18 protein-coding genes are annotated in these 24,298 nt (G+C 69.0%); 9 read left to right on the top strand and 9 right to left on the bottom strand.

The window, feature by feature from the left end:
• Positions 1 to 4: 4 nt before the first annotated feature.
• Positions 5 to 1,441: a cytochrome P450 gene (locus tag ACWEQQ_RS24555; protein WP_452349833.1), complete on the bottom strand. Its 1,437-nt coding sequence runs from the start codon at positions 1,439 to 1,441 to the stop codon at positions 5 to 7.
• 753 nt (positions 1,442 to 2,194) lie between these two features.
• On the opposite strand from ACWEQQ_RS24555, the gene ACWEQQ_RS24550 reads away from it, so the two are divergent.
• Positions 2,195 to 2,401, top strand: a complete 207-nt coding sequence (locus ACWEQQ_RS24550; protein ID WP_452342964.1) for a hypothetical protein — start codon at positions 2,195 to 2,197, stop codon at positions 2,399 to 2,401.
• 245 nt (positions 2,402 to 2,646) lie between these two features.
• Here ACWEQQ_RS24550 and ACWEQQ_RS24545 read toward each other — a convergent pair whose 3' ends face one another.
• On the bottom strand, positions 2,647 to 3,885 hold the full coding sequence (locus ACWEQQ_RS24545) for a cytochrome P450 family protein (RefSeq protein WP_452342963.1): 1,239 nt from the start codon (positions 3,883 to 3,885) through the stop codon (positions 2,647 to 2,649).
• A gap of 107 nt (positions 3,886 to 3,992) precedes the next feature.
• Between ACWEQQ_RS24545 and ACWEQQ_RS24540 the strand changes: the two genes are divergently transcribed.
• The gene (locus tag ACWEQQ_RS24540) at positions 3,993 to 4,814 is read left to right on the top strand and encodes an MmyB family transcriptional regulator (RefSeq protein WP_452342962.1); all 822 of its coding nucleotides are present in this window, start codon (positions 3,993 to 3,995) and stop codon (positions 4,812 to 4,814) included.
• An 18-nt stretch (positions 4,815 to 4,832) separates the two neighbouring features.
• On the opposite strand, the gene ACWEQQ_RS24535 is transcribed toward ACWEQQ_RS24540, so the two are convergent.
• Positions 4,833 to 5,729 (bottom strand): tyrosine-protein phosphatase, encoded by an 897-nt coding sequence (locus ACWEQQ_RS24535; RefSeq protein WP_452349832.1) that lies wholly within the window; start codon positions 5,727 to 5,729, stop codon positions 4,833 to 4,835.
• Between the two features lie 287 nt (positions 5,730 to 6,016).
• On the opposite strand from ACWEQQ_RS24535, the gene ACWEQQ_RS24530 reads away from it, so the two are divergent.
• The 4 genes from ACWEQQ_RS24530 to ACWEQQ_RS24515 all read left to right on the top strand — a co-directional run bounded on the left by ACWEQQ_RS24530 (position 6,017) and on the right by ACWEQQ_RS24515 (position 11,323).
• Positions 6,017 to 7,489, top strand: a complete 1,473-nt coding sequence (locus tag ACWEQQ_RS24530; RefSeq protein ID WP_452342960.1) for a glycoside hydrolase family 5 protein — start codon at positions 6,017 to 6,019, stop codon at positions 7,487 to 7,489.
• A 179-nt stretch (positions 7,490 to 7,668) separates the two neighbouring features.
• Entirely contained in the window at positions 7,669 to 9,162 is a 1,494-nt protein-coding gene (locus ACWEQQ_RS24525) for a flavin-containing monooxygenase (RefSeq protein WP_452349831.1), read from the top strand.
• A gap of 67 nt (positions 9,163 to 9,229) precedes the next feature.
• The gene (locus ACWEQQ_RS24520) at positions 9,230 to 9,562 is read left to right on the top strand and encodes a transglycosylase family protein (RefSeq protein ID WP_452342958.1); all 333 of its coding nucleotides are present in this window, start codon (positions 9,230 to 9,232) and stop codon (positions 9,560 to 9,562) included.
• A gap of 363 nt (positions 9,563 to 9,925) precedes the next feature.
• The gene (locus ACWEQQ_RS24515) at positions 9,926 to 11,323 is read left to right on the top strand and encodes an FAD-binding oxidoreductase (protein ID WP_452349830.1); all 1,398 of its coding nucleotides are present in this window, start codon (positions 9,926 to 9,928) and stop codon (positions 11,321 to 11,323) included.
• A 21-nt stretch (positions 11,324 to 11,344) separates the two neighbouring features.
• Here the strand turns inward: ACWEQQ_RS24515 and efeB are convergent, their stop codons facing one another.
• The 3 genes from efeB to ACWEQQ_RS24500 all read right to left on the bottom strand — a co-directional run bounded on the left by efeB (position 11,345) and on the right by ACWEQQ_RS24500 (position 15,307).
• Positions 11,345 to 12,577: an iron uptake transporter deferrochelatase/peroxidase subunit gene (gene efeB, locus ACWEQQ_RS24510; RefSeq protein ID WP_452349829.1), complete on the bottom strand. Its 1,233-nt coding sequence runs from the start codon at positions 12,575 to 12,577 to the stop codon at positions 11,345 to 11,347.
• 28 nt (positions 12,578 to 12,605) lie between these two features.
• The gene (efeU, locus tag ACWEQQ_RS24505) at positions 12,606 to 14,696 is read right to left on the bottom strand and encodes an iron uptake transporter permease EfeU (protein WP_452349828.1); all 2,091 of its coding nucleotides are present in this window, start codon (positions 14,694 to 14,696) and stop codon (positions 12,606 to 12,608) included.
• A gap of 107 nt (positions 14,697 to 14,803) precedes the next feature.
• The gene (locus tag ACWEQQ_RS24500) at positions 14,804 to 15,307 is read right to left on the bottom strand and encodes a GtrA family protein (RefSeq protein ID WP_452342954.1); all 504 of its coding nucleotides are present in this window, start codon (positions 15,305 to 15,307) and stop codon (positions 14,804 to 14,806) included.
• Positions 15,308 to 15,610: 303 nt separating this feature from the next.
• Between ACWEQQ_RS24500 and ACWEQQ_RS24495 the strand changes: the two genes are divergently transcribed.
• Complete coding sequence (locus ACWEQQ_RS24495; RefSeq protein ID WP_452349848.1) at positions 15,611 to 17,809, top strand: phosphocholine-specific phospholipase C; 2,199 nt, start codon at positions 15,611 to 15,613, stop codon at positions 17,807 to 17,809.
• A gap of 49 nt (positions 17,810 to 17,858) precedes the next feature.
• Here the strand turns inward: ACWEQQ_RS24495 and ACWEQQ_RS24490 are convergent, their stop codons facing one another.
• Entirely contained in the window at positions 17,859 to 18,611 is a 753-nt protein-coding gene (locus ACWEQQ_RS24490) for a hypothetical protein (RefSeq protein ID WP_452342952.1), read from the bottom strand.
• Between the two features lie 6 nt (positions 18,612 to 18,617).
• Positions 18,618 to 20,066: a lipase maturation factor family protein gene (locus ACWEQQ_RS24485; RefSeq protein ID WP_452342951.1), complete on the bottom strand. Its 1,449-nt coding sequence runs from the start codon at positions 20,064 to 20,066 to the stop codon at positions 18,618 to 18,620.
• Positions 20,067 to 20,352: 286 nt separating this feature from the next.
• Here ACWEQQ_RS24485 and ACWEQQ_RS24480 point away from each other — a divergent pair, with 286 nt between their 5' ends.
• On the top strand, positions 20,353 to 22,644 hold the full coding sequence (locus ACWEQQ_RS24480) for a sensor histidine kinase (RefSeq protein ID WP_452349827.1): 2,292 nt from the start codon (positions 20,353 to 20,355) through the stop codon (positions 22,642 to 22,644).
• Positions 22,641 to 23,288, top strand: a complete 648-nt coding sequence (locus tag ACWEQQ_RS24475) for a response regulator (protein ID WP_452342949.1) — start codon at positions 22,641 to 22,643, stop codon at positions 23,286 to 23,288. The genes ACWEQQ_RS24480 and ACWEQQ_RS24475 overlap by 4 nt, the downstream gene beginning before the upstream one ends.
• Here the strand turns inward: ACWEQQ_RS24475 and ligD are convergent.
• Entirely contained in the window at positions 23,285 to 24,250 is a 966-nt protein-coding gene (gene ligD, locus ACWEQQ_RS24470; RefSeq protein WP_452342948.1) for a non-homologous end-joining DNA ligase, read from the bottom strand. The genes ACWEQQ_RS24475 and ligD overlap by 4 nt on opposite strands.
• Positions 24,251 to 24,298: the final 48 nt, after the last annotated feature.

Below are 24,298 nucleotides of genomic sequence, written 5' to 3'. Positions count from 1 at the left end.
AGCGCTACCTCTTGGTGGCGGCCACTGAGCGGCCGCGGGCGGTCAATTCGAACGGGTCAGGGCGCAAGGTTCCGCGCTCGCGCAGAGTCAGGGGCGCGGCGGAGGTCGTGGCCAGGTCGAAGGCGTGTACCAGCCGGCCCAGCATCAGCGTTGCCTCGTGCAGCGCGAACGCCCGGCCGATACACGAGCGCGGGCCCGTGCCCCACGGCTGGAAGAACCGGTCAGGGAAGGTGCGCAACGCGGCGGAATCGAAGCGGTCCGGGTCGAAGTCCGCGGCGCCTGGACCCCACACATCGGAGTCGCGCTGTGCGGCCAGCGCAAGCACGAACACTGCCCGCCCCGCCGGGATCCGATAGCCGCCGAGGTTCTGGTCGGTGCGCGCGATCCGGAAGTAGCCCGGCGCGGGCGGCCATAGTCGGAGACATTCGTTGAGGAACTGACGTGTGAATCGCATCTTCACCACGTCGTCGTAGCCCAGATCGGTTGTCTGCGCGGGCATCTCGGCGCGCACGCGGTCTTGGTAGTCCAGGTTCCGCGCCAGGTAGTACAGCGCGACTTCCAACAGGGCGGCGGTTGTTTCGTGCCCGGCGATCAAGAACGTGAGTGTCTGGTCCCTGATGTTGTCCGCGGGCAGCCGCACCCCGGTCTCCGGGTCCGTGGCTGTCAGCATCAGCCCGAGCAGATCGGATGCGTCGCTTGTGTTTTCGCGCTGCCGGTCGGCGATCAGTTCGTCGACGTAGCGCTGCAGGGAGGCAATGTCACGCCGCACGCCGGGGGCTCGCAGCGCGGCCCGCACGTCGCCGATAATGGGCAGGTCGTTGGTGGATTCCGAGGCCCACTGCAGCGTGCGGCCCAGCTCCTGCACGAACCGGTGCGAATCGCTACCCTGCCCTGCGGGGCCGAAAAGCCCCAGGTCGCGGCCGAACCCGGCTCGCGCGATCACTTCGAGGGTGGCGCGGGTCATCGCCGAATGAACAGCCACACCGGCCCCGCCGGCCGAGGCCCATTCGGTCACCAGGTCATCGGCCACCGAGGCCATCGCATCATGGTAGGTGCGCATGGCGGCTTGAGTGAACCCCGGCGTGAGGATGCGACGGGCCTGCCCCCAGAGTGGATCTTTCGAGCTGGCCGTGAACATGCCGTGCGGGGCGACCGGCCGGATCTTCGCCAGCGGCCCGAGAAGCACACGACCCCAGGATGTTTCGTCGTTGCACTGGGCCGCCAGCCGGCCCCCGGTCACGATGATCAACTGCGTGCCGAGCAGCTTGCGCTGGAAGATCGGGCCCAGCCCGCCCTGCGCAAGCTTCAGCTCGTGCTGCGTCGGGCGGTGGCGGTCCACACTGGCCACATCGCCGAGGATCGGAAGCCGACCCGGCGGATGCGGCAGCGCATCCAAAGGCAGCGCGGCACTGTGACGATTCCATGCGTGCCACTCAAACACGCCAGCCCCCTGTTTGCCATCCCGAGTGCGATCGGGCTCACGCGCCGAGTTCCTCCGCACGTCGGTTGCGTGAGCCCTTACCCTCATGATTTGCTTGTTGCCAAGCTGGGCGGCTCATTCCCCTAGCTGGACGTAAGAAGCTCGCGCACGGCACGGCGTATCCATGTACCCGTTTGTCCTGCTGAGCTGCGCAATACGACCAGCAGGTGAGACGACGAATGAGCATCCAAGACCGCACCAGCGCACAACACGGTTCACGGCTGACATTGCCACGCCTCCGTGATTCGCCGGTCATCGCTCATCGGGTTCGCCGGGTCGAATTCGTCGAAATCTCCACCGTGCATCGCCAGCTGCCCGCGCCCGCTCTGCTCTCTGCTGTGCAGACCGAGTCGTCGGCGCAGCCGATCACGCAACGGCAAGGTGCCTGCAGCAACCCGGTTGTGGTGGGTCTGCCAGGAATCATCTGCCCGGCGCATGCAGGCCGTCTCCGCAGGCCGGGGGCCTCAATGACCACCGCGGATTGACCGCGGCCTGACGTTGGGGGCCGGGCTCGGAGGGGAACTCCGGCCCCCAACTACTCCCGAGACCCGGCGTGCGGCGCCAAGCAGGTCAGCTGTGTCCCCCAACAGCGAACCAACAACCGTGAGGAAATTCGCTAGCGAAACAGACGGCCCTGGAGGACCTTTCACGACCACATCAGCAGGCTCGGGCGGAACCATCTCGGCTGCACGTTGGAAGACCGGGCACCCCGCTTTGGCGATCGAGCAGAAGCTTTCCGGTTCAGTCAGGGCGGAGTTCGTTGCTGCGGGTGGTGATCAAGGCGGCCAGCCGGTGGGTGGTTTTGTCGCCGAATCCGATGGTGGTGACTCGGTCTGCCCATGGTTCGGCGGCGGTGGTGATGCGGGTGAGGCTGCGATCGATGGCTCGCTTGCGGGTGTGGGCTCCCAGATGCCGTCGTGATTGCGGCGGATCGACAGGTTCTTGCCGTGGAGGTCCCCGTTGCCGATGAGGTAACTGAACGCGGCGATTTCGAGCAGTTGCAGGACTGCCAGGGGACGCGAGCCTCTGCCTTCGGAGACGGCGTCGGCAAGGGCTGTGTCACGCAATCTAATCATTGCTATCGCAATGATTATTGCTCCAACCAGCGTCGCCGACCTCGGTGATCTCGGTGCCCATGGTGGTCCAACGCTGTTTGCGCTCGGGCGTCAGCGCAGCTGGACCGGGAGGGCGGTGAGGCCTCGGACGATGAGGCTTTTGCGCCAGTGGAGGCCGGCGTCGGGGGCGAGGTCGAGGTTGGGGTAGGTGGATAGGAGGCGGGTGAGGGCTATGGCGCTTTCGGTGCGGGCCAAGGGGGCGCCTACGCAGCGGTGGATGCCGTGGCCGAAGGCTATGTGGTTGGGGGAGCGGTCGAGGTCGAAGCGGTGGGGGTCGGGGAATTGGGCGGGGTCGCGGTCGGCGGCAGCCATGGAGATGAGGATGAGTTGGTCCTGGGGGATTTCGATGCCGCCGAGGGTGGTGGGGGCGGTTGTGTAGCGGAAGGTCGCTTCGGTGGCGGGGGCCTCGAAGCGGAGGACCTCCTCGATGAAGGCGGGGATGCGGTCCGGGTCGGCGAGGAGGGCCTGATGAAGGTTCTTGTCGGCCAGGAAGATTGCGACGCCGTTGCCGATGAGGTTGACCGTGGTTTCGAAGCCGGCGACCAGGAGCAGGAAGACCATGCTGATCAGTTCGCGGTGGCTGAGGCGGTCGTCGTCCTGGCGGGCGGCGATGAGTTCGGAGAGCAGGTCCCGGCCGGGGGTCGCGTCCTTGGTGCGGATCAGCTGGTCGATGTAGCGGACGAAATCCATGACCGCGGTGGCGCGGGCCTCGTTGCTTTCCTCGCTGGACAACAGCGCGGTGGACCAGCGCTGGAAGGCGTCGCGGTCCGTGCTGGGAACACCGAGTAGTTCGCAGATCACCGACATGCCGAGCGGGACGGCGAAGCGTTCCAGCAGATCCACGACTTCGCCACGGTCGGAAGCCAAGTCGGCGAGCAACTCGTCGGCGAGTTCACTGATCCGCGGCGACAGCTCGGCCATGGCTCGTCCGCTGAAGGCCCGGTTGACCAGGCCGCGCAGGCGGGTGTGCTCCGGCGGGTCGTAGAAGACCATCATGTCCGCGAACATGCTGCCGCCGAGATGCCGGTCGCCGCCCTCCGCCGCGACCGTGGCCTTGGCGCCGGGGGACTTGAGGACCTTGCTGATGGCGGGATCGGTGAACGCGGACTTGGCGACCTCGTAATCGGTGATCAGCCATCCGAGTCCGGAATCCGGCAGGCGGACCCGATGCACCGCTCCCCTGCCCCGCAGCTGGTCGTACACCGTGTGCGGGTCATCGAAGAAGTTATCGGTCAGTTCAATGACCTCGGTCGCCAAATTGTCTGCCGGAGAGCCGATCTCGTACCCCATGTTTCGGAATGTATCAGGGCGGGTCCGGCGCGACCCGAACCGAACATCCCCGGCCCGTATATACAATCGCGTTGCATGTAGTACCCAGAGAGGATCCGCCGAGAGTGGTGAACGAGCCCACGAAACAGTCGTTGGGGCAGCATCTTACGTTTCTGCGCAAGCGCGAAGAGGTGCACAGGCACGAGACCGGCGAGCTTCCCGCGGCACGCAAGTTCAGCCGGGAAAAGGCTGCGGCCGAAGCGCATATCACCGCCAGCTACCTGACCAAGGTCGAGCGCGACGAGGTCGGACAGGTCGACGTCGGGATCCTGCGGGTGCTGGCGACGACCTATCAGGCCAGCGACGACGAGTGGCGCTATATCTGCGATCTGGCCGGCTACGCCTCGCCCTATCCGTCCATCACCGGAATCGGCCCGGCCCTGGAGATCCCGGAGTTCGAGGTGTTCGAGACCGCGGTGACACCGATCATGGACACCGAAATGACCGAGACGGCAGCCGATCTCGTGTCCTTCTACGCGCCGCAGCGCCGGCTGATCACGGCGAATCAGGCCTACTACGACACCTTTCCGACCCATCGGCCGGGGATGTACATGCTCGAGTGGTCGTTCACCGACGAGGCTCGGGAAATCATGATCAACTGGAATGACCAGGTGGGGATCGGAGTCGCCACCCATCGAGGATTCATGGGGCGCTACGGCCACACCTCGTGGGCGCAGGAATACCACGAACGGCTGGAGCGATTCCCCGACTTCCGGACCATGTGGGAAGCCGGGGCCGTGACGTACACGCTGCCACTGGATATGCAATCGCGCCTGCGGGTTCGAGGCGGGCTGTACTCGCTGACCATGGAGAACTGGCAGATGCAGCACCAGCTGCCGATCGTCCGTTCCCGGGGCCGGCTCCATCCCCTGGACGCCGGCGACTCCTGACAGCCCGCCGCCGGGCGGCTACTGGATCAGCTTGTGCTTGAGCTGTTCGATGGTCTGGCCCTCGAGGCCCAGACCGTCCTTCAGATACTTGTCGACCGAACCGTAAGTCGCGGTGAGCTGGTCGATTCCGGCCTGCAGATAGCTGCGGTCCACGCCGAGCAGCGGCTGGTAGAGGGCGGCGGCCGCGTCGCCCTTGGCAGCCTTGATCTGGGCGAGGGTGGCGGCGATGGAGGCGGCCGAGTACTGGTTGGTGAGCAGGTAGTCGTTCATGATGGTGCCGGAGTCGACGCCGGCAAGGCTCAGCAGCAGGTAGGCGGCCCAGCCGGTGCGGTCCTTGCCCGCGGTGCAGTGGAAGACCGCGGGACCGTCCTGACCGGCGAGCTGGGTGAGCAGATTCGCGAATCCCGCCCGCTCGTCCGCGCCGGTGACGAAGAGCCGGTTGATGTCCCGCATGAAGTTGGCGGCGTCATCGGGCGACTTCAGCTGCGCCACGGCGCTGGACAGATCCCCGCCGAGAATCGGGATGTTCACGTACGTCGCACCGGCCGGAACACGGTCCTGCTTGGCGGCGATCTCGCTGCTGCTGCGCAGGTCGAAGACGCCGCTCAGGTGCAGCCCGTTCAGCGTGGCCAGGTCGGAATCGTTGGGGGTCAGCGCGTTCGAGCGGTAGAACACCCCCTTGTTGACGTGGTGGCTGCCCTGCGCGTCGTAACCGGCGCCGGTGCCCGCGACATCGCGGAAATTGTCGACGCTGGCGAGACGGGGCGCATCCGCCGCCTGATCGGTTTTCGGCTTGGCGGTCGCCGCCGGCAGCGCCGACAGCTGGGCATCCACCACGTTCCCGAGCAACGGGCTTGCCAGCAGCCCGGCACTCAGCGCGACAACGACGGCGCTACGACGCCACGAAACAGACAACTCTCAGACTCCTGTTCGTGCCTGCCACCCGTGCCCTGATCTGCGACAACGCGTGACACGCAATTGATCGCAGACAGATCTACGCGGACCGGATGAACCGGCGGAAACCAATCAGAAAACAGTCCAACGGGTCTCATTCAGTGGGGGACATCATTGACAACCCGGTCTTGTCAATCCGTTCGGACCCGATGTTTCCCTCGGAGCCCTTGTGCCACTAGGTTTTCCGTGCACGCACCGGGTATCGCCCGGAGAAATCCTCGCGGTTTCACGCCAGGGAGAGGTAGGACATGCTGATACGAGGCCGAGTTCTGGCGTCCGCCGTCGCGGCGGCGCTGTTGTTCACCGGCCTCACGGCTCAGGAAGCGACGGCGGAGCCGGGCGGCTGGACCCTGCCTCAGCTCACGGTCGCCAATGGCACCATCACCGATGTCACCGGGCGCACGGTGCTGCTGCGCGGCGTGAATGTCAATCAGCTCAACGACTACGCGCAGAACGATCCGGCGCTGCCGGCCGTCGCGCCGCTCGACCGGACCGACTTCGCGCAGATGGCGGAGCTCGGCTTCAATGTGGTGCGGCTGAACCTGGCCTGGTCGGCGCTCGAACCCACCCCCGGTGCGTTCGACCCGGCCTACCTGGCCCGCATCCACACCGCCGTCGACGACGCCAAGGCCAACGGCCTCTACACCGTGCTGGACATGCACCAGGATGCCTGGGGCAAGGCCGTCGGCTCACCCAAGGGGCAGAGCTGCCCGCCGTTCATGAAGCCCGGCATCGGCTGGGACGGCGCGCCCGCGTGGGCGACCCTCACCGACGGCTGGACCACCTGCAACTTCGGCGGCGTCCGCGAGACCGCGCCCGCCGTGGCCCGCGCATTCCAGAACTTCTACGACGACACCCAGGGCATTCAGGGCCACCTGGTCGGCACCTGGGCGAAGCTGGCCGCCGAGTTCAAGGACGAGCCCGCGATCGCCGGCTACGACCTGCTCAACGAGCCCAATCCCGGTCTGCGCGACCCGTTCTCGGCCGCCGACCAGCTCGGCAGGTACTACCAGCGGGTGATTGCCGCAATCCGGCAGGCCGAGCGCGGCAGCCGGCCGCACCTGGCCATCTTCGAGCCCAGCGCGATCTGGTCAGCCATCGGCATCGACGCCACACCGCCGGCGCACTACATCACCGATCCGCTGGCGGTGTTCTCGCCGCATCTGTACAGCGAGTCCATCAATATCGTGAACGCCTTCCCGACCATCGAGGTGGGCTTCACGATCGCCCTCGACGCCGCCGCCAAGTACCGGGCGCCGGTGTGGAGCGGCGAGTGGGGCTGGTTCGGGGATCCGAATTCCGATGCGGCCAAGGTGGATCGGTTCGTGGACCAGCTCGATGCCAATCGCATGGGCGGGTCGTGGTGGTCGTGGAAGCAGGCGTGCGGTGACCCGCACACGGTGCGCGACGGCAATACGAACCAGCCGCAGGGCAATCTCAACCGCATCTCCTGCCCGTCGGGCGCGTCGCTCGGCCAGGCCGCCGGGTACGCCCGGCCGCTGGCCCGCGCCTACCCGCGCGCGGTCCCCGGCACCCTGAGCACGGTCGGCGCCACCGGTTTCACCGGTTCCGGCACGGGCCGGGTGGAGGCCTGGTACCCCGGCGCCGCGCGCCCGAATGTGCGGTCCACCAATGTTTCCGACCTCACCCTCACCCAGGTGGCGGGCGGCTGGCAGCTGACCGGGAACGCCGCCGGCTCCTATTCGATCAAGCAGTCCTGAGGATCGGACGCCCCGGCGCGATCGGCGATGGCCTGCCATCGACGGCCGGCCCGCGCGCTACCGCAGTCAGCCCGCCGGGAGTCACCGCGCAACAGCCCCGTACCAGCCGATTGACATACCCAATGGTTCCAAATACCGTCAGTATTTGAGTTCCTAGGGTATCCAACAAGGAGGTTGGGATGGGTGCGGCGCGGCAGCCTCGCATCGTGATCATCGGAGCCGGAGTGTCCGGCATCGCGAGTGCGATCACGTTGCAGCGCAACGGTTTCGACGACTTCGTGATCCTGGAGAAGGGGGCCGATGTCGGCGGGGTGTGGCATTGGAACCACTACCCCGGACTGACCTGTGACGTGCCCTCCCAGCTGTACCAGTTCGGGTTCGCGCCGAAGCCGGACTGGTCGCACATCTTCGCGCCCGGCCCGGAGATCCAGCGGTACCTCGCCGACGTGGCCGAGCAGTACGGGCTGCGGCCGCATCTGCGGCTGAATTCCGAGGTGGTGGCGGCGGCGTTCACCGGGTCCGGGTGGCTCGTCGAGACCGGCGACGGGAGCCGCTACGAGGCCGACTTCGTCATCGCGGCCACCGGCGTGCTGCATCATCCGGCCGTACCCGATCTTCCCGGCCTGTCCGAGTTCACCGGCGAGGTGCTGCACACCGCGCGCTGGGACGACAGCGTGGCGACCGCCGGGCGGCGGATCGCGGTCATCGGCACGGGTTCGACCGGCGTGCAGGTGGTTTCGGCGCTGCAGCCGGAGGCCGAACACGTCACGCACTTCGTGCGCAGCCCGCAGTGGGTGATCTGGGCTCCGATGCAGATCCCGCAGCCCGCGATCGTCGGCGCGGTGCTGAACCGGCTGCCACAGGTGAATCGCGCGCTCTACCGGGCAGGTATGACGGGAGCCAGGCTGTTCACCGACGTGGTGACCCGGCCGAGCTGGCGGCGGCGGGCGGTCCAGGAGTACGCCCGGCTGAGCCTGCGCACGCAAATCCTCCAGCCGGAGCTGCGCGAACAGCTCACCCCCGACTACGAGCCGCTGTGCAAGCGGCAGGTGCTGTCCGGCACCTATTATCGCGCGCTGCGCGCCCGCAATGCCGAGCTGATCACCACGGCCATCGAGGAGGTGACCCCGACCGGTATCCGCACCGCCGACGGCCGCCACCACGAGCTCGATCTGATCGTCCTCGCCACCGGCTTCCGCGCCCACGACTACATGCGGCCGATGAATCTGACCGGCCGCGACGACATCTCGATCGACGACGCCTGGGCGAAGGGCCCGCGTGCCTACCGGATGACCGCGATCCCCGGCTTCCCCAATTTCTTCACGGTCCTGGGCCCCCACTCCCCCACCGGTTCCATTCCGCTGCACCACGCCGCCGAGGTGACCGCCCGCTACATCGCCCGGTGGATCCAGCGCTGGAGCGCAGGCGAATTCGACACCGTCGAGGTCACCGAGGACGCCGCCGACCGGTTCGAGACCGAGGTCGCCGAGGCCATGGGCCCCACGGTCTGGAACACCGGCTGCAACTCCTGGTACTTCACCGAGGGCGGCAGCATCGATCTGCTCCCCTTCGACCGCGCCACCATGGAGTCCATGCTGTCCGAGCCCGACCCAGCCGACTTCCGCCTGCAAACCAAACAATTACCAGGTCAGCATAAAATTATCGAATCATAGCAAATTTTCAGCTACGATCAGCTGGTTGTCTTTCCCGCGAGTTCGGCTACCAGGGCGGAGATACGCCATGATCGGACAGCACTCGTTTCGAAGACCTGTTCACTTTCTTGCTCTCGCGGTTGGGATCACGGCCTTGACCTGTGGGCCGGCCCCAACCGCACTCGCCGCCGGCTGGCACGATTGGGATGCCGTCGTCCAGTGCGAGGCGGGCGGGGATTGGGGGGCGGACACCGGCAACGGCTACTACGGTGGCCTGCAATTCAGCCAGGGCACCTGGAAGGCGTACGGCGGCAGGGGGAATCCCGCCGACGCCAGTCGCGAGGAGCAGATCCGCATCGCGGAACGGATCCTCGCGCACGAGGGCCCCGGTGCGTGGCCCTACTGCGGGTCCTATCTCTGAGGCCACAACTCCTCCGAGGCCACTACTCCTCCAACTTCACTACCTAGAGCGCAACTTCACGACCTAGAGCGACACGCGGGCAAATTCGGTCACGGTTGCCTGTGAGTTGTCTTAGGCCTAGGTCGAACTCATGCCTCGCCACCCGGGTGGTCGGCACAATTACCTGGCGGCTGTTGATCATCCGCAGGAAATTGCGGCAAACCACACATAGTTGACGTCCCGGGCAGGCGTGCATCCGTTGCCCGCCATGGTTTTCCGGCTAGCACCGAGCCTGGAGGGCACATGCGCAGAGTGAGATCCGTACGGGCGACGGATGCCGGCTTCTCGCGAGGCACTTTTCTGTGTGGCGCACTGGGAATCGCCTTGGCCGGGTGGGGATTCACCGGCCTCTCCGATGCCGATCCCGTCTCGGTCGCGGCCGGACCCGGTGCGGCCAAACCGAATTGGAGCAGGCTGGAGCGGCTCATCCGCGGCCGGGTCGTCCGGGTCGGCGACACCGGCTACGAGATGGCCAAGCAGGTCTTCAACACCCGGTTCGACAGCGAAACACCCACTGCCGTGGTGCAGGTCGCCTCGACCGCCGATGTCGTCTCCGCCATGAGTTTCGCGGCCGAGTACCGCCTGCCCGTGGCCGCTAGGTCCGGCGGGCACTCCTATGCGGGGGTGTCGACGACGACGGGCGCGATGATCATCGACGTCCGGCAGCTCACCGGCGTGAGTGTCGATGCGGGACAGGCGGTGGTGGGACCGGGCCACACCCTGTACGACGTCTACCGCGAGCTCGACCGGTCGGATCTGACCATCCCGACCGGCATGTGCCCGGATGTCGGCATCAGCGGACTCGCCCTCGGCGGCGGCCTCGGCTTCGAATCCCGCGCCTACGGCCTCACCTGCGACCGGCTCGCCGGGGCGACGCTCGTGCTGCCCGACGGCACCGTCGCCGAGGTCTCCGAGACCTCCCGCCCGGACCTGCTCTGGGCGCTGCGCGGCGGCGGCCCACTGTTCGGCGTGGTCACCTCGCTGACCTTCGACACCTGTCCCGCGACGTCGAAAGACCTGGTGCGCCTGACCTTTCCCGGCGACAGCGCCGCACAGGTGATCGCCGGCTGGTCCGCCTGGCTGCAGTCCGCGGACCGCTCCCAGTGGGCCGACGTGAGCGTCGACGCCGACGGCAACGGCAGCCTGGACTGCTGGATGCAGATGGTCTGCCCGGCCGGGTCCGGCGACCAGGCCGCGGCCGCGCTGACGGATGCGATCGGTCTGCAACCGTCGACCATCGACACGCAGACCCTCGATCACATGGACACCATCATGTATCTGGCGGGCGGCAGCCCCACCTCACCGCGGGCGAGTTTCACCAATGGTTCCGACGTCGTCTCCGAGCTCACCCCCGATGCCATCGCCCGCATCATCGAAGCCCTGACGATCTTCTCGCGCGCCGGCGGCACCGGCTGGGTGCAGATCAACACCCTCGACGGCGCGATCCGCGATACCGCACCCACCGCCACCGCCTTCCCCTGGCGCAACCACGCCGCCCTCGTCGAATGGGGCGCCTACCAACCGATCCCGCACGACACCGCCCAGGCCTGGGTCACCGCCGCCCACCAGCTCTTCGCACCGGTCTCGGTGGGTGCCTATGCCAACTACCTCGAACCCGGCGATCCCCTCGGCCGCTACTACGGACAGAACTACCCGCGCCTGGCCGCACTGCGCCGAACCATCGACCCCGGCAACCGAATCCACACCGTGCTGACCGTCTGACCCGGCTCGGGCGGTGCCGGATCAGCTCAGCAGCGTGCGGGCGTACCAGTCCTTGGTGTCGGTGACGCCCGGCAGGACGAAGAAGTAGCCGCCGCCGAAGGGCTGGACGTAGTCGGTCAAAGGCTCTCCGGCCAAACGGGTCTGGATGGTTTCGAACTGGCGCTGGATGTCCTGCTGGAAGCAGGTGAAGATGTGCCCGGTGGCGAGATTGCCGTTCGGGTCGACGCCGAGGTCGTAGTTGTAGGAGCGGCGCAGCAGCTGCTGGCCGGCGGTGTCGGGGGTGCGGGGATTGGCCAGGCGGATGTGGGCGGTGGCGGGGGTGACGGTGGCGTCGGGATCGGCGGCATAGTTGGGGACGTCGAATTCCTTGGTGCCGTCCAGGGGTGCGCCCGATTCGCGGCGGCGGCCGAACATGTTCTCCTGCTCCGCGATCGAGACGCGGTCCCAGAACTCCACCAGCATGCGGATGAGACGGACCACCTGGTAGGTGCCGCCCCGGGTCCACGCGGGCTCGTCGGGGCTGTCGGCCCAGATCAGGGCGGCGGCGTCGGAGCCGGTCGGATTGGCGGTGCCGTCCTTGAAGCCGAGCAGATTGCGGCCGGTGCCGGACGGGCGCGGCGGGGAGTTGTAACCCTGGATCTTCCAGCGCAATTGGATCCCGCCGCGGGTGTGGCGGGTGAGATCGCGGATGGCGTGGTGGATGGTGTCGGGGTTGTGGGCGCACAGCTGCAGCAGCAGATCACCGTGCATCCAGGCCGCTTCCGGGGAGTCGTCGGGGAAGATCCGCATCGGCGTCAGGTGCGCGGGCTTCCGGGAAGCCAGCCCGTACCGCTGATCGAACAGGCTCGCACCGACACCGGTGGTGACGGTCAGGCCGTCGGCCGGGATGTCGGGTCCCAGGACGGCGCTGTCGGCGGGCGGGTGGCTCGGACCCAGATCCGGCGGCGGGCCACCGGCGGTGAGGGCGCGGGCGCGCTCGGTGAGCGTCTTCATCAGGTCGGCGAGTTCGGCGCGGTTGGCGGCGGTCACGTCGAACGCGGCGAAGCAGGAGGCATTCTGGCGATCGGCCGGAGCCGGGGTGAGGATGCCCGCCTGATGCGCGCCGTGGAACGGGTAGGCCGGTGTGATCGTGGCCTGCCCGCCCGCGGCGGCGGCGTCCACGCGGGCGCCCTCGACGAGAACGCCTGCGGTCAGGGCGGTTCCGGCGGCGCCCGCGGCGGCGCCGGAGAGGAAGCGGCGGCGGCTGACAGTCATGGTGATGGCCTCGGTCCTTCGTGGAGAGTCAGTTCGCTTTGGTTTCCAGCAGCCGCGGCACCCGGTCCAGCGCTTCCAGGGCGGCACCGATCGCGGCGAGCACCGCCTGCCGGGCGGCCTGCGGTGTCTGCGTCGGCGTGCGCCAGCGGCCGTTGTCCTGGGTGGCCAGCAGAGCTGCGCGCAACTGGTCCAGCTTGGACCCGAGGTCGGGGCGCAGCTGCGGGTCACGCTCGTCCAGCGGGACGGCGAGCTGATCCAGGACGGTGCGGGTGACCTCGACATCGGCCAGCGTCGCCGGATAGGCCGCGCCCGCGCCCTGATCGTCCAGGCCCGAAAGATGATCGCGCAGTGCGTCTTCCAGGATCTCGTGGGCGCGCACCGGCAGGGTGGCCGGATCACCGGCGATATCGGTGCTGGTCAGCTTGTCCCCGATCGCGGCGATATCCGCGGTGAGCTTGTCGACCACGGGCAGCAGCTGATCCGGGCCCTGGCCGTGCCAGAGGCCGTATTCGAGGCGGTGCAGGCCGGTGAATCCCGGATCGTTGACGCCGTCCGGCAGGCCGCCGGGCAGTCCGTCGACCGCGGTCCCCGCGTCGCCGAAGCTGTTGTACGACGCGCCGACCCGCTCCCACTCCTGCAGCGCGAGCAGCCAATCGGCCTGCGCGGCGGGGATATTGCGCGCCCGCAGATCCCGGCCGACCGTGCCGACGGCACCGGTCAGACGGGTCAGCACGCCCCGCACGTACGTCTGGTAGGCCTCGTTCGGCCCGTGCAGTTCGCTGGCGCGCGCGGGTTTGAAGACCGGCGGCGCGTCCGTCTGCGGACCGGTGGCCTGTACGCGCGGCGAGGACAGCGACGGGCGGCCCGACATCAGGCAGACGATGGTGTAGCTGCCCGGATTCAGGGTCGCGGTCAGCTCGGCGGTGGTGCCGGGACCGATGTTCTCGATCTCACCGGCCACCGCGCCGTCCGCGTCGACCAGATCGATCTCGCCGGACTTGCCGGACGTGTTGTGCACTGCGATGGTCTGGGTGCCGGTGTGCGCCGAGGTCCATTCCGGCGCACACGCATCCGCGGTCACGGTGACCGTGCGCGCGGTGTTGGAGCCGCCCGAGGGCAGCAGGGCGATGGCGGCGACGGCCGCCAGCACCGGGACCAGCACCAGGATCGCGCCGACCGGCACCGGACGCGGACCGGCGATCCGCTCCCACCAATCCGCGTGCGCGGGTCCGGTTTCCGGCTTCTTGTCGGTGGGCTCGGTTTCCGGCTTCGTCACCGGCTCGGCCTCGGTCGCAGGGGTGCGGCCCGCCCGGACGAACAGCGGAATCACAGTGGCCAGGTACGCGATCCACGCCACCACCTGCAGCACCGTCATCTTCGGCGACAGGTTGGTGATGCCGGTGATGATCGAGACCCACCACGAGTTCGGGTCGACGTGCGCGGTCAGGTCGAACGCGATCCAGCGCGCGCCCGGCAGCCAGCCCGCCTCCTGCAGGTCACCGAGGCCGTAGGCGAGCACGCCCGCGGCGATGATGATGAGCAGCACGGCGGTCCGGTTGAAGAAGACACCGAGGTTCAGCCGCACCGCACGCCGGAACAGCAACCAGCACAGCACGATCGCGATACCCAGTCCGAGGGCCGCGCCGACCAGCGGGGCGGCTGTCGATCCGGCCGCCTTGATGGCTGTCCACACGAACAGCGTGGTCTCCAGGCCCTCGCGCCCGACGGCCAGGAACGCTGTCACCGCGAGCACACCCGCGCCCAGTCCCGCGGCCCGCGCGACCTCGCCGCGCAGCTGTCCCGACAGCGAGGCCCCGGTGCGCCGCATCCAGAAGATCATCGCGGTGACCAGGGCCACGGCCAGCACGCTCAGCACGCCTGCGACGGCGGCCCGGGCCGAACTGGTCAGTGCGGCAGTCGAATACGTCAGCACGGCGGCGAAACTCCCGGCCACCGAGATCGCGCCGAGCACGCCCAGCCAGACCGGCGTGGTCGAGACCGGGCGTCGAGGTGTGGGCAGCCGGCGCACGGCGGCCAGCAGGATGGTCACCACGAGCCCCGCCTCCAGGCCCTCCCGCAGGCAGATCAGCAGATTCGGCACAGCCTCGGCAACACTCACGGGTGCCAAGGTAAGCCATACCTATATGCCCGTCCAGCCCGCCCCCGTCCAGCCCCGCTGACTCGTCGTCGCTGGTAGCGCTGGTGGCCGGGTATCGAACACTCGCGCTAACGACGCGAGCGGCGGCTGGACAATGACCAGGTCCGGAAGACGAGCAGCCGCATCGACGCGTACATGAACAAACCCTCGCCGAGACCGCCCAGGACGCGGGCGATTCGGTAGTCGATGCCGAGGGCGGCCACACCGCTGGTCACGCCGAGGATGAACACCAGGTAGTTCACCGCGACCACCACGACATAGATGGCGACCTGCGGACCGACCGCGGCGTGCGACTCGAAGTTGAGGGTCCGATTCAGCAGATAGCTCGCGCCGAATGCCGTGCAATAGGCCACGGTCACCGCGACCGGCAGCGCCAGGCCCGCGACCCCGTGCAGGGCGGTCAGCACCACCAGATCCAGCGTGAAGGTGAACCCGCTCACCAGCAGATAGCCGACGAAGGTCGGGGCCACGAACCGGCCCAGCCCGAACGGCAGCCGCGCCACCACCCCATCGCACACCAGGTGGAACCAGCGCATCGCGCGCACCGGCCGCGCCTGTGTCTCCGTCCACACGCGACCACCGTGGCACCTCTACATGACCCCGGGGTGATCATCCGACCAACTTCTTGGGACCGATTTTTCCGCGACGGCACCCTCACCATCCGCGCTTATAGCGAAAAGCGCTGGCCAGGACACGTTTCGGACGCTGCGGACCGGCGGGCGTGCCGGTAGCGTCTGCGGCGCCGCGATGGCTGGGGACAGACGACGGATCGGAGATTTCTGATGGGGCGTGGATTCGCCAGGACAAATCGGCGAACGGTGCTCGGGTCGATGCTGGCCGCGGGCGCGGCGGGCGTGACCGGGCTGCCGGAGGGCATGGCGGAGGCACTGGCGGAACCGGGGCGCTCGGGCTCCCTGGATCAGGTCCAGCACGTGGTGATCCTCATGCAGGAGAACCGATCCTTCGATCACTACTTCGGAACCATGAGCGGCGTACGGGGTTTCGGTGACAAGCGCGCCCTGCGGCTGCCCGCCGGCGGCTACGACCCGATCCTGCAGGCGGCCATGGACACCGCCCTCGCCGGCGGGCCCGGGACCGATCTGGGGAGCGGGTCGGCGGGCACCGGGAGCGCCAGCGGGTCGGCGAGCGGTTCGGCGAGCGGTTCGGGCAGCGGGAGCAGCAGCGGGTCGGCGGGCGGCGACAACCGGGACGCGTTCCATCAGCCGGATGCGTTCAGCAGCACCGGGTTCCTGCTGCCCTGGCACGTCGACACCAGCCGGGTGGACGGGCAGGATCTCGGCGATCTGGCGCACGACTGGAACACCACGCACATGGCGTGGGCCGATGGCGCCTACCACTCCTGGATCGCGGCCAAGTCCAAGATGACCATGGGCTACTTCACCGAGGCCGACATTCCCTTCCATCGCGCACTGGCCTCCGCGTTCACCATCTGCGATCACTACTTCTGTTCGATCCAGGGACCCACCACGCCGAATCGGCTGTTCCACTGGACCGGCACCATCGACGCCGCCGGCCGAGCGGGCGGGCCCGCCGTGTCCAATCCCCCGGACTATCGGCCCGTCTACACCTGGACCACCTATCCGGAACGCCTGCAGCAGGCCGGGATCTCGTGGCAGGTGTACGCCGACTCGCACAGCGGCGGCGACTTCCTCGCCGACTTCGGCGACAATCCGCTGTGGCTGTTCCGCGCATATCACGACGCGGCGGCCTCGTCCGATCCCGCGGTCCGCCAGCTGGCCGATCGCGCCAAGGTGACCACCACCGGTATGACGCCCGCACCGGCCGGCACCGACGGCACCAATGTCGACTACGTGCTGCAGCAGTTCATTTCCGATTGCGCCGCCGGCACCCTGCCGCAGGTGTCCTGGGTGGTCGCGCCCGCCGGCTACTCCGAGCACCCCGCCTACCGTCCCGCCGACGGCGCCGCCTACATCCAGCGCGTCCTGCAGGCCCTGTGGGACAACCCGAAACTGTGGGAGTCGACGGTCCTGCTCGTCAATTACGACGAGAACGACGGCTTCTTCGACCACGTGGTGCCGCCGACCGCGCCGCCCGGCACCCCCGACGAGATCCTGCCGTCGCTGGAGATCACCGGCACCGACCTGAATTCCGGTTCGGCGACGCTCGGGCTCGCCTCGGGCTCGGCGACCATGGACACCCTGATCAGCCGGGCCGGAGCGCTGCTGGGCGGGAATTCGCCCATCGGCCTGGGACCGCGGGTACCGATGCTGGTCATCTCACCGTGGAGCCGCGGCGGCTACGTGAATTCCCAAGTGTTCGACCACACTTCGGTGCTGCGCTTCCTGGAGCAGTGGACCGGCGTCGCCGAACCCAATATCTCGGCCTGGCGGCGCGCGGTGTGCGGCGACCTCACCAGCTGCTTCGATTTCGGCAGACGCGACACCAGCATTCCCACCCTGCCCGACGCCGATGCCGAGCGCGCCCGCGCGGCCGGTCAGAAGAACCTGCCCAAGCCGGCCCCGCCCGCCCCCGCCGGGCAGCAGATGCCGGTCCAGGACGCGGGCCGCGCCAAGGCCCGGCCGCTGCCCTATCAGCCGGTCGCCTGGGTGGAGGTCGCCGGGAACGCCGCGACGGCCCGGTACGGCAACCAGGGCGCGGTGGCCATGCCGTTCCAAACCTTTGCCTACCACGACAATTCGATCCGCCAGACCGTGGTCGCCCCGGGCGGCACCGCTCAGGAGCGATTCCAGCTCGGCGGCTCCTACGACTTCGCGATCCACGCCCCCAACGGGTTCCTCGTCGAGGCCGCGGGCACCGCCGATACCGCGGCGCTCACCGCCACCGCCGCTGTCGGCGGCACCGCCGATCAGCCCACTTTCATTGTCACCGTGAGCAATTCCGGCGGTTCGGCACTGACGGTCCAGGTGAGCGGCGGTTCCCCGGCCACGATCGACGCCGGATCCAAACGCGATATCACCGCCCCGCTCGACCAGGGCTGGTACGACCTGACGGTCAGCCTCTCCGGAAACTCCAACTGGCGCAGGCACTTCGCCGGTCACCTGGAGAACGGCAGCGCGAGCAGCACCGCGTAGTCGCGGCCGCACGGCCTTCGGATCCGGACTTCCGGATCCGAGGCCGGCTTCAGGATTCGAACGCCGCGGCGCGCCAGCCCGGGAGGGCGTCGGGGTTGGCGCGCAGGTATTTGAGGGACTGCTTCATGTAGACACGGGGGTTGGTATCGAGGTGGGACGACCAGGCGGGGCGAGGGTCGCCGCGCATGACCGTCCAGCAGGCCAGGGCGTAGCCGTACATGGGCTGGGAGAGGTAGCCCAGGCGCTGGGAGCGCCAGCCGCGGCTGTTCTGCGAGAACTGGAAGGCCGCATTGGCATTGAAGACGCCGAGGCCGAGGTAGACCGTGGCCAGATCGGTGAGTTGTTCGCCGTCGTGCCGGTCCGGTGCGATGCGCTGCTCACCGAGCAGCCGCTCGTGGGCGAGTTCATGGGCGACGGTCGCCACCAGGGTGACCGGTGAGCGCAGGCGCGCCAGTTCGAGCGTCACCACCGCCCGCCCGTGCTCGAGCCGGTAGTGCCCGGCCTCGCCGCGGGCCGCGCCCTCCAGCTGCATGAGCTGGTCGGGCGGCGCCGCACCGGCCGAATCGAGTTCCACGACAATGCGATCCCGCCCCACCCCCATGTACCGGACCACCCGCTCCACGACAGCGAGCGCCTGCGATTCGGCGCCCGAGTAGGTGTCCGGGAAGTAGTCGGAGGTCGGGAGGATGACGGGGGTGCGCAACGTCCTGGTCCCGAATTGGGTGGCGCACCAGGACAGCATCTCCTCGACCCAGAGCCGTTCCACCTCCCCCACCGGGCAGCGCGGCCTGAAGAAACCCATGCCGCATTATGTCCGGGTCACGCGCGAGACGCGCGGCGAGAACATCGGCGGCGCGTATTCGCCGACCAGGGTTCGAACCCACCAGGCGTGGGTCTCCAGCAGTTCACGGGGACTGGTGAAGCGGTACTCGTAGAGCCGGGCGCGGATGTAACGGGGCGGGACGTCCGGGAAGGGATTGCGGCGCAGCAGGCGCAGGGTGGCGGGGTCGTTGCGCAGCAGGCGCTGGAGGAGGCCGTCGAACCACGGCCGGGCATAGCTGGACGAGTGGGCCGCGAACCACATGAGCCAGTCCAGGCGCAGGTGGTACGGGGCCCACTGGCGGGGCAGCCGACGGGGGTCGCCGGGCTTGCCCTTGAATTCGTATTCGCGCCAGTGGGTGTGGGCGGTGAGCGCGACTTCGTCGGTGCCCTCGACGACCACCTCGTAGCGGATGCGATCGACGACCCCGAACGCGCCGAACGTATTGATCAGATGGAAAGGATTGTAGGACTGGTTCATTCGCTGATGGCTCGACAGCATATTGCGGACCGGCAGGTAGCTGAGCACCACGGTGCAGGCCGCGAAGACGAACACCGGCACCGTGAACCAGAGCGGCGAGTCCGGCAGTGCCGGCGCCGCGGGTATCGGAAACACCGTTGCCGCCGCGGAATCGGAGACGGCGGACCAGGCGAGCACGATGACCAACCAGTTGAGGAAGGCGAAGTTGCCCGACAGCACCAGCCACAGCTGCGTGACGATGATGATGCCGGCGGCTACGCTCGCAATCGGCTGTGGCGCGAAGAGCCCGAACGGCACCACCAATTGCGCAACGTGATTGGCCCCCGCCTCGATCCGGTGCAGCGGCCGCGGCAGCTGGTGGAAGAACCAGCTCAGCGGGCCGGGCATGGGCTGGGTCTCGTGGTGGTAGTAGAGGCAGGTCAGATCCCGCCAGCAACTGTCACCGCGCAGCTTGATCAGTCCCGCCCCGAACTCCACCCGGAACACCAGCCACCGGGCCAGCCACACCACCAGCACCGGCGGGGCCACCCGGTCGTTGCCGAGGAACGCGACCAGGAAACCGGCCTCCAGCAGCAGCGACTCCCACCCGAACGAATACCAGACCTGCCCCACGTTGACGATCGACAGGTACAGCACCCACACCAGTAGCCACACCACCACGGCCGCCCACAACGGCAGCAGATCCGCGGCCCCGGCCACCAGGGCCGCCGACACCGCCGCCCCGCTCCAGGCCACGGTCGCGTAGAACCGGTCGGTGTAGTGCAGTTGAAAGACGCTCGGCGCCACCCGGAACGGCCGCCGCGCCACGAACCGCGGTACCGGCAACATGCCGTGCTCCCCGGTCAGCGCCCGGAACTGCCGGGCCGCCGCCACGAACGCGATCAGATAGATGGCCGCGATCCCGCGCTCGATCACCTGCCGCGCGAACCAGTATTCCGGTGCGATGAACCACTCCATCCCGCGCCTCCTGCGCCGGCCGTGTCACCTCGGGCACTAAGTCCGTCCACTTGGAAGCGTACTCAACCTCCGCGCGCACCGGCCCGGGTCGCTGACCCGGGCGGCCGTTGACTCCCCGCCCGCCAACGGCCGCGGGCGCAGCCGGTGTGCGGGCCGGACCCGCACACCCCGCTGCACGGTTCACTTTTCCGTAGCCGGACGGGTCTGTCTGTCGGATGTTCGACGGACACCGCGGCGTCCGCCGGGATGCCATGCTGGCTCGAATCCGGTTCGGTACCGTGACCGGGTGCTGCGCGAAGCCGACCCGACCCACGCCGCGGTCGCGCAGGAGGCGACATGGCTGGCCATCCGATTCCGGCACGCCGCTTGCCTGCTGCTCACCGTGGTGCATCTCGCCGGCGGGGCCGTCGATCCGGGCGCGGGGCGCACGGTCACCGTGCTGCTGGCGATGTGGTCGGCGGGCCGGCTGTGGGGGCGGCGCCTGGGGCCGTGGTGGACCGCGGCCGATGTCGCGGTGGTGGCGATCTACCTGCTGGGCACGGTCAGTGTGGCCGCGTCCGGCGTCGGCACCGGAGACCTCATCGATGTGAAGGTCGTGGCGGCAACGGTGATCTCGGTGGGTATCGCTGAGCGGGTGCGGATATCGGCGGCGGTGACCGTGCTGGTCCTCGCCGCGCTCTACTGGGCCAATCGCGGTACGCCCGGTCTCACGCCCTGGGGGTTCCTGTCCGATCTGGCCGTCGCCTACCTGCTGGTGGAGTGGCTGCTGGCGGTGGGGGTGCGCCGGGTGGTGCTGCGCGCGGCCACCGTGCACGACCAGACCGTGACCGCGGCCGCCGACTCTCGCATCGCCGGTGAGGTCGCCGCGGCCCGGCGGCGCTACGAGCACGAGCAGTGGGCGGTCATGCACGACACCGCCGCGGCCACCCTGCTGATGGTGGGTCAGGGCGCAGCCGCCGATCGCGAGCGCATCGCCCGCCAGGCCGCGCGCGATCTCACGGTGCTGGAGTCGGGAATCCCGCTGCCGGGCGATGATTCGCCGGCCGACCTGTCGGAATTGTTGCGCGAGTTGAGCATCGAATGCCCGGTCCCGGTCACCCTGAGCACACCGGGTCCGCTGCCGATCCGCCGGACGCTGGCGTGGACGGTGACCGCGGCCGCGCGGGAGGCGCTCACCAATATCGACCGGCACGCCCAGGCCTCGAACGTGGTGATCAGCGCCGGACCCGGGACGCTGCTGATCACCGACGACGGCATCGGATTCGCCGGCGCGCCCGGCGAGGACCGCTACGGCGTCCGGCATTCGATCATCGAGCGCCTGCGGGCCGTGGGCGGCGACGCCGAGGTCACCGGCACCCCGGGGCGCGGCACCGAGGTCCGGCTGCGTTGGCCGGTCGCCGCACCGGTTGCCGCCGAGGATCATTCGTTCGGCGCACCGGCGGCCGCCTCCGGAATCGACCGGCTCGGGCGCAGTTTCGGGTACGGCATGGTGGGCATCGCGGTCGCCGACACCCTGCTGCAGTCGACCCTCACCGCCGCCGCGGCGACGCCCCCGGCGGCAGTGAACGCGCTGCTGGTCGGGGTGAACGTGGCCTGTGCCCTGGCGGCGCTGGCGCCGCGCCGCCGCCACGAATCGGTGACGCTGGCGCTCATGGGCGTGGCGATCGCCGCCTCGCTGCTGCTCATCGTCCTGCTGCCGCCGGAGGCCGGACTGGCGGGCGCGAACTGGTCGATCGGCGCGTCCGGCTGGACCGTGGTCGCGCTGGGCTTCCGGCTGCCGCCGCGGCTGTCGCTGTCCGCGCTGAGCGTCTGGTGGGTCCTGGTGTGCGCGCTGGTCCTGGCCCGCGCGCCGGGCGTCGAAACCCTCACGGTGCTGGGGTATCACACGGCGGCCATCTTCTTCCTGCAGATGCTGACGGCCTGGTTCGCCGCCACCCTCGATCGGGCCACGCGGCAGGCCGCCGCCCTGCATCGGGAACGCCTGCGGCACCGCACCGCCGACGCGGTCGGGCGCATGACCGAGCAGGAGTGCCTGCGCCGCTATCGCGAACTGCTGACCGAATTCACCCCGCTGCTCGCGGGTCTCGCCGACGGCAGCCGGGATCCCGGAGACCCGGCCGTCCAGGCCGCCGCCCGCACCGAGTACGCCCGCCTGCGCCGCCTGTTCACCCAGCAGGACGGTCTCGGCCATCCGCTGCTGTCCGACCTGCGCACCGGTATCGACGCCGCCGAACGGCGCGGGGTGGCGGTGACCGTCGAGGCGGACGTCGACGTCGGTCGCGGCATCGGGCCCGCCGGGCGCGACCTGCCCGACGTGGTCCGCGGCCATCTGGTGGCCGCGACCCGGATCATGCTGGACGCCAGCCGTTCCCGCGCCCGGGTGGTGGTGACCGCGGACGCCGCGGGCTGTACCGTAAGCGCGCTGGGCGACTGCCCGGCCGACACGCTGGACCGCCTGTCCACGCTGTCCGGCACCGCCCTCGACGCCGCCGGGGCGGTGCACACCGAGGTGGTCACCGCAGGCGAATTGCTGTGGGCGCGACTGCATCACCGTTTCCAGGTCGAGGGGGCCCGATGATCCGTATCGCCATAGTCGACGACCACCCGCTGATCCGTGACGGCGTGCGCGGCTGGTGCGCCGCGGCCGAGCCGCGCATCGAGGTGGCGGCCGACCATCCGGATCCGGCGGCCTTCCTGGCGGCGGGCGGTCCGGATCGCGGCGACCTGGACGCCATCGTGCTGGATCTCCAATTCGACCAGCGCGCACCGGATCTGAGCGCGCTGGGCACGATCTGCGCGCGCGGTCACCGGGTGGTGGTCTATTCCCAGTACACCGAGCCCCACCTGGTCCGGGACTGCCTGGACCTGGGCGCGGTCACCTATCTGTCGAAAACCGAAGGGCGCGAACACCTCATCACCGCCCTGCACGCCGCCGCCGAGGTGCGGCCGTATCTGAGCCCGACCATGGCCCGGGCCATGAGCGCCGACGGCGACGACCGGCCGCGACTGTCCGGCCGGGAGCGCGAGGTGCTGCTGGCCTGGTTCCAGACCGAGTCCAAAGCCCTGGTCGCCCAGCAGCTCTACATCACGGTCGGCACGGTCAACACGTACCTGGAACGCATCCGCGCCAAGTACGCGGCGGTCGGGCGCACGGCCCCGACCAAGGCGGCGCTGGTGGCCCGCGCCATCCGCGACGGCCTGATCACCACCGACGAGCTCTAGTCGCCGCTGTCCTCGTCGAGGTCGACGGCGATCCGGTCGCGGTCGGCCCACTCCAGCAGCGGTTCGATGTCGAACACCGCCTCGTCGATGCCGGCGTGCAGGTCGCCGAGTTCGGCATAGCGCGCCGGCACGGTCTTCATGGTGAAGTCGCCGGGGCGCACCTCGGGAATCTCGGTCCAGCGCACCGGAGTCGACACCGTCGCCTCGGGCACGCCGCGCACCGAGTACGCCGCGGCGATGGTGTGGTCGCGCGCGTTCTGGTTGTAGTCCACGAACAGCTGCGCCGGATCGCGATCCTTGCGCCACCAGGCGGTGGTGACGTCCGCGGGCGCGCGCCGCTCCACCTCGCGGGCGAAGGCCAGCGCGGCCCGGCGCACCTCCTGGAATCCGAAGCGGGGCGCGATGCGGACGTAGACGTGTAATCCCTTGCCGCCGGACGTTTTCGGCCAGCCGACCGCACCCAGCTCGTCGAGCACCTCGTGCACGACCCCGGCCACCCGCTGTACCCGCGACCACGGGCAGTCCGGCATGGGGTCGAGGTCGATACGCCATTCGTCGGGGAGCTCGGTATCGAAGCGGCGCGAGTTCCAGGGGTGGAACTCGACCGTCGACATCTGCACCGCCCAGATCACGTCGGCGAGCTTCTCGACACAGAGCTCGTCGGCGGTGCGGCCATAGCGCGGGAAGTACAGCTGGACAGTCGGAATCCAGTCCGGCGCACCGCCGGGCAGGCGTTTCTGGTGGACCTTGCCGCCGGGCAGGCCCTTCGGGAAGCGGTGCAGCATGCACGGCCGGTCCCGCAGCGCGTTGACGATCCCGTCCCCGACGCTCAGGTAGTACTGCACCAGGTCGAGCTTGGTCGCCCCGGTCTCCGGGAAGTACACCCGATCCGGATTGGACACGCGCACCGTGTGTTCGCCCACCGGCACCTCGATCGCCGGTGCGGCTGACTTGCTGGCCACCCGTCCGACGGTAACCGGCCTTCCGGTCATCCGCGACCGGCTCGCCGC

This window comes from Nocardia sp. NPDC004123 (assembly GCF_053603795.1).
The sequence above is the reverse complement of the archived record's forward strand: the minus strand, read 5'-3'. Positions and strand labels throughout refer to the sequence as shown.